Annotated in this window: 2 protein-coding genes (1 of these 2 cut by a window edge); both read right to left on the bottom strand. The window is 72.2% G+C overall.

What is annotated here, in order from left to right:
• Positions 1–5,234 (bottom strand): non-ribosomal peptide synthetase (locus K4G64_RS25500; RefSeq protein WP_221758339.1); only part of this gene is annotated, 5,234 nt, incomplete at its 3' end.
• Positions 5,234–6,000: the end of a non-ribosomal peptide synthetase gene (locus tag K4G64_RS25495; protein ID WP_221758338.1), read on the bottom strand. The gene runs 13,993 nt beyond the window's last position; 767 of the gene's 14,760 nt are visible here — the last part of the coding sequence; the start codon falls outside the window, past its right edge; the stop codon is at positions 5,234–5,236. The genes K4G64_RS25500 and K4G64_RS25495, both read right to left, overlap by 1 nt.

Genomic DNA, 6,000 nt, shown 5'->3' with positions numbered 1-6,000 from the left:
AACGCCAGCGACGAATGCAACGGCGCACCACCCGGGCCATACAACCCCGACGCCCACCCCACATAGTTCGCCAGACCGCCATGCGTGACCGCCACACCCTTCGGCCGCCCCGTCGACCCCGACGTATGCATCACATACGCCAACTGATCCGGCACCACAGCCACCGAGGAGGCTGTGGCGGAGTTCAGGGCCAGGTGTGCGGTCACCGCGGTGTCGTCCAGTACGACGATGTCGACCCGGTCGGCGGCTGCGTCCAGCCGGTCGCGCAGGTCCGCCTCCGTCAGGGCGATCCGTACGCCCGCGTCTTCGGTCATGTAGGAGATGCGGTCCGCCGGGTAGGCGGGGTCGAGGGGCAGGTACGCGGCGCCGGCCTTCCACACCGCCAGCATGGCGACGACCATCCGGGCACCACGGCCGAGGCAGAGAGCCACGACCGACTCGTGGCCGACGCCCTGGTCGGTGAGGTGAGCTGCCAACTGGTTCGCCCGGGCGTCCAGTTCGGCGTAGGTGACCTCCGTCTCGCCGTCGATGACCGCCACCGCGTCCGGCGTCCGTGTGGCCTGCGCCTCGAACCGTTCCGGCACCGCGGCGGCCGCGTCTGCCCGGGTGTCGTTCCATGTGCGCAGCATGCGCAGGCGCGTGGCCGGGTTCAGGACGCCGATCGTGTTCAGGAGGACGTCCGGGGCACCGGCCGCGGTCTTCTCCAGGGCCTCGACCAGTTCCTCCGTGGCGTTGGCGAGGAGTTCGCCGACTTCGCGGGCGTCGATCGGGGCGACCGCGTCCACGGCGAGTGACAGTGCGGTGCCGTCGTCGTCGAGGGAGACGGTGAGCGGGTAGTTGTTGCGCTCCTGCGAGAAGACGATCCGGATGCCCTGGAGGGGAGCCGGGGACGGTCCGCCGTAGCTCTCCTGGCCGCTGTTGTGGCGGTAGTTGAAGAGGGCGGTGAACAGCGGGGCGTCGCCCGGCACCCCGCTGGCCCGCTGGGCCAGTGCCAGCGGCGCGTGTTCGTGTTCCAGCAGGTCGGCCAGCTGCCCGCGGAGGGCGGTGACCGCCTCCCGCGCCCCCAGCCCCGCGGTCCGCACACGGACCGGCAGCGTGTTGATGAACGGGCCGAGGGTGCGCGTCGCGCCGGTGCCGCTGTTCATGCGGCCGAAGAGCACGGTCCCGAACACCACGTCGTCGCGGCCCGACACCGCGCCCAGCACGCGGGCCCAGGCCACGTGCAGCACGGTCGCCGGGCTCGCTCCGACGCGTCGGGCCGCCTCGCGCAGCCGATCGGTCAACCCCGCGTCCAGCGAGAGGTCCTGGCGGACGACCGCGTGGCCGTCTCCGCGCACGTCCACCTGCCCGTAGGGCGCGGTGGGTTCCGTCACGTCGGCCAGCAGGTCGGTGAAGTAGCGTTCGTGCGCGTCGCGTGCGGTGCCGCCGCGTGCCTGGGCCACGAAGTCGCGGAACGGCATCGGAGCGGGCAGCTCCGCGCCGCGACCCGTTACGAATGCCTCGATCTCGGTGAGCAGCATCTCCAGCGCGGTGTGGTCCATGGCCATGTGGTGGACGCGGATCAGCGCCAGCCGGCGTCCGGTGCCGGGCACGTCGGCTGTGTGCACGTCCATCAGGGGTGCCCGGTTCAGATCCACGGCCATGCCCGCGGCCGTCAGGAGCCCGGCCACCGGGTCGGTGACGTCCGGGGCGAGGGTCACCTCGCTGACGGGCAGGGTGGCCGTGCGCCACACCACCTGCACCGGCTCGCGCAGGCCCTGCCACACCATCGACGTCCGGTAGATGTCATGTCGGTCGACGACCTGCTGGAGTGCGGCGAGGAAGGTGTCGAGCCGCTCCTGCGAGTCGAACTCCACGACCGTCGGCAGGACGTACGTGTCCTCCCCTCCATCGGCCAGGAGGTGGTGGAAGAGGAGACCTTCCTGGAGGGGAGCGAGGGGGTAGACGTCGGCCACGTTCGGCGCGCCGCCCTCGACCGAGGCGACGACCCGGGCGATCTCCTCCGCCGTCAGGTCCACCAGCGGCAGCATCTCCGGCGTGATCCGCTCGGCGCCCTCGGGAATCAGGTTCGCCGGCACCTCCAGCTCCTCGGCCGTGGACAGGGCCAGACCGGCGGGGGTCGGGGTCTGGAACAGGGCCCGCACCGCCACGGACACGCCCCGTTCCCGCAGACGGTCCACGAGCCGGATCGCCAGCAGCGAATGACCGCCGAGGCGGAAGAAGTCGTCGTCGACGGCGACCTCGTCGAGGCCGAGGACCTCGGCGAAGGCCGCGCAGACGATCTCCTCCCGGGCGTTGGACGGGCCGCGCCCCGACCCCGCCAGCGCGGCGAAGTCCGGTGCCGGAAGCGCTCGTCGGTCGAGCTTGCCGTTCACCGACAGGGGCAGCTCGTCCAGGACCATCACCACGGACGGAAGCATGTACTCGGGCAGCCGCTCGGCCGCGGACAGGCGAACGGCCTCGCCCAGTTCGGCGGCCGGCGACGCACCGTCAGCCGGCACGACGTACCCGACCAGACGGACCTCTCCGGGAACGTCCTCGCGCGCGACCACGACGGCCTGCGCGACCTGCGGGTGCGCAGCGAGGGTCGCCTGGACCTCGCCGGGCTCGATCCGGAAGCCGCGGACCTTCACCTGCTCGTCCACGCGTCCCAGGTACTCCACCTGGCCGTCCGCGTTCCAGCGCACCCGGTCACCGGTGCGGTACATCCGCCCGCCGGGCTCGCCGTAGGGGCAGGCCACGAATCGCTCGGACGTCAGCCCGGCCCGGCCCAGGTAGCCGCGGGCCAGGCCGGCGCCGGCGATGTACAGCTCGCCGGCGACGCCCGGGGTCGCGGGCCGCAGATGGGCGTCCAGGACGTAAGCCCGCGCGTGGGAGAGGGCACGGCCGATCGGCACCGCGCCCGCCACCGGGCCTTCGACGCGCCAGGCCGTCGAGTAGACCGTCGCTTCCGTGGGTCCGTAGATGTTCGCCACGCGGGCATCCGGCAGCGCGTTCCGTATGCCCGCCACGATGTCGGCCGTCAGGGCCTCGCCCGCCAGGACCACCGTGCGCGGGCGGACCGCGACGCCGCTCTCCAGCACCCGCGCGAACGCCGACGGGACACCGCTGACCAGGCTCGCCCGTCCGGACGAGGCCCCGGAGCCGGCCAGCGCCAGGAAGTCCTCGACCACCTCGACCGCACCGCCCGACACGAGAGGGCCGAACAGTTCGAAGACGGACACGTCGAAGCTGAACGACGTCGAGACGACCACGTGGGAGAACTCTTCCGCGGAGAACTCCCGGACCGCCCAGGTCAGCAGGTTGGCCACCGAGCGGTGCTCCACGACCACGCCCTTCGGCCGGCCGGTGGAGCCCGAGGTGAAGATGACGTAGGCCGGGTGCTCCGGGCGCAGCGCCTCGGACCGCTCGTCGTCCGTCACGGCGTCCCCGCGCAGGGCCGCCAGCTCCTTCCGCGTGACGGGAGCGTCCAGTACCACCGCCGGGCAGGCGATGTCGCCTGCGCCGGGCACGGACTCCGCCGTGGCGGTGGAGACGATGACGGCCGCCGGCCGGGCGTCGGCCAGCATCCGGGCCACCCGCTCGGCCGGGTGTCCGGTGTCGACGGGCAGATAGGCGCCGCCCGCCTTGAGCACCGCCAGCAGCGCCACCACCGCGTCCGGGCCCCGCTCCAGGCACACCCCGACCAATGACTCGGGCCCCACACCCCGCTCGATCAGCAACCGGGCCAGCCGGTTGGCGCGCGCGTCGAGTTCGGCGTACGACACGTCGGCCGTGCCGCCACGGAGGGCCACCGCGTCCGGTGTCCGAGCCACCTGCGCATCGAAGAGCTCCACGACGGTCGCCGAGGTGAGCGCGGCCGAACCATCGTTCCAGTCGAGCAGCACCCGGCGGCGCTCGTCTGCGTCGAGGACGTCCACCTCGCCCAGCCGCACCGACGGGTCGGTGACGAGTGCCCGCAGCACCCTCACCCAGCGTGCCACGAGCGACTCCACCGACACGGCGTCGAAGAGATCGGCCGACCCGATCACCTCACCGTGCAGGCCCGCCGGCGCCCCGTCGGCGTCGAACAGCTCCCTGGCGCTCGCCTCCAGGTCCACCTTGGCGGCGGCGCTGGTGGCCACCCCGGTCCCGCCCGAGGCCTCGACGGACACGGGCCGTACTCCGCCGTCCTCCATCGTCAGCATGACCTGGAAGAGCGGGTGCCGGGCGAGTGAACGGGTCGGGGCCAGTGCCTCGACCAGCTTCTCGAACGGCACGTCCTGATGCGCGAAGGCCTCCCAGGAAGTCTCCCGGACCCGGCCCAGCACCTCCGTGAACGTCGGGTTCCCGGAGAGATCGGTACGCAGCACCAGGGTGTTGACGAAGAACCCGATCAGATCGTCTAGCGCCACATCGGTACGCCCGGCCACCGCCGCGCCCACCGGGATGTCCTCTCCCGCACCGAGCCGCGAGAGCAGCACCGCGAGTGACGCCTGCACCACCATGAAGACGGTCGCGCCGTCGCCCCGGGCCAGCTCGGCCATCCGCGCATGCACGTCGGCGGGAACCTCGAACGGCACCCGGTGCCCCTGGTACCCGGCCACCGCGGGCCGCGTCCGGTCGACGGGCAGCCCGATCTCCTCCGGGGCCCCGGCGAGCCGCTCACGCCAGTAGGCGATCTGACGGCCGGCCAGGCTCTCCGGGTCGTTCTCGTCGCCGAGCAGCTCGCGCTGCCAGAGCGCGTAGTCGGCGTACTGCACCGGCAGCGGCTCCCATTCGGGAGCCCGCCCCGCGCACCGCGCCTCGTATGCGGCGGTGACATCACGCGTCAGCGGCCCCATGGACCAGCCGTCCCCGGCGATGTGGTGGATGACGACCAGCAGGCAGTGGTCGTCCGGTGCGGCCGAGAACAGCCAGCTCCGGATCGGCACCTCGGTGGCCAGATCGAAGACCCGGCTCCCGGCCTCGGCGACCGCCTCGTCGAGCCCTTCGGAGGTGACGGCGGAGACGGTGAGCGCCCACTCCAGTTCGTCCTGCTTGAGGATCCGCTGGTACGGCTCCCCGTCCGCGACCGCGAACACCGTGCGCAGCACCTCGTGCCGCCCGATCACGTCCCGCAGTGCGGCATCGAGCGCCGCGGCATCCACCTCGCCCCGCAACCTCATCTGCACCGGGATGTTGTAGGTGGCGTTCGGGCCGTCCAGCTGGTTCAGGAACCACAGGCGGCGCTGCGCGAATGACAACGGAATCATCAGGACTCCTCCTGGTTGCGCATCGGCCGCAACGCCGGCCTAGCTGATGACTTGTGTTTTCCGAGCTGCTGGGAGAGTTCGGCCGGGGTCGGTGCCGCGAGCAGCACCTTCAGGGGCAGCTCCACCCCGAGGACGGCACGGATCTGGCTGATCGCACGGACGGCGAGGAGCGAGTGACCGCCGAGGGCGAAGAAGTCGTCGTCCACGCCGACGCTGTCGAGCCCGAGCACCTCCGCGAACGCCTCACAGAGCACCCGCTCCTGCTCCGTGCTCGGCCCGCGGCCGGAGCCGGTGGTGACCTCGGGTGCGGGGAGGGCCTTGCGGTCGAGCTTGCCGTTGACGGTCAGCGGGAGCTCGTCCAGGACGACGATCGCCGACGGGACCATGTACTCCGGCAGTCGGGCCGACATGAACCGGGTGATGGAGTCGGGCAGTTCGGCCGTGTCGTCGTCTACTACGACGTAGCCGACCAGGCGTACGTCGCCCGGGGTGTCCTCGCGGGCGACGACAGCCGCGCGGGCCACCTGGGGGTGGGCGGCGAGGGCGGCCTGGACCTCACCCGGTTCGATCCTGAAGCCGCGTACCTTCACCTGCTCATCAGCGCGGCCCAGGAACTCCAGCCGGCCATCCGAGGCCCAGCGCGCGAGGTCACCCGTGCGGTACATGCGCCCACCGGACTCGAAGGGGCAGGCGACAAACCGCTCCGATGTCAGATCCGGACGCCCGGCGTACCCACGTGCGAGCTGGGCACCGGCCACATACAACT

The organism is Streptomyces sp. WAC04114, from assembly GCF_019733245.1.
Classification (GTDB): Bacteria; Actinomycetota; Actinomycetes; order Streptomycetales; family Streptomycetaceae; genus Streptomyces; species Streptomyces massasporeus_A.
This window is presented reverse-complemented; position numbering and strand designations above follow the sequence as displayed.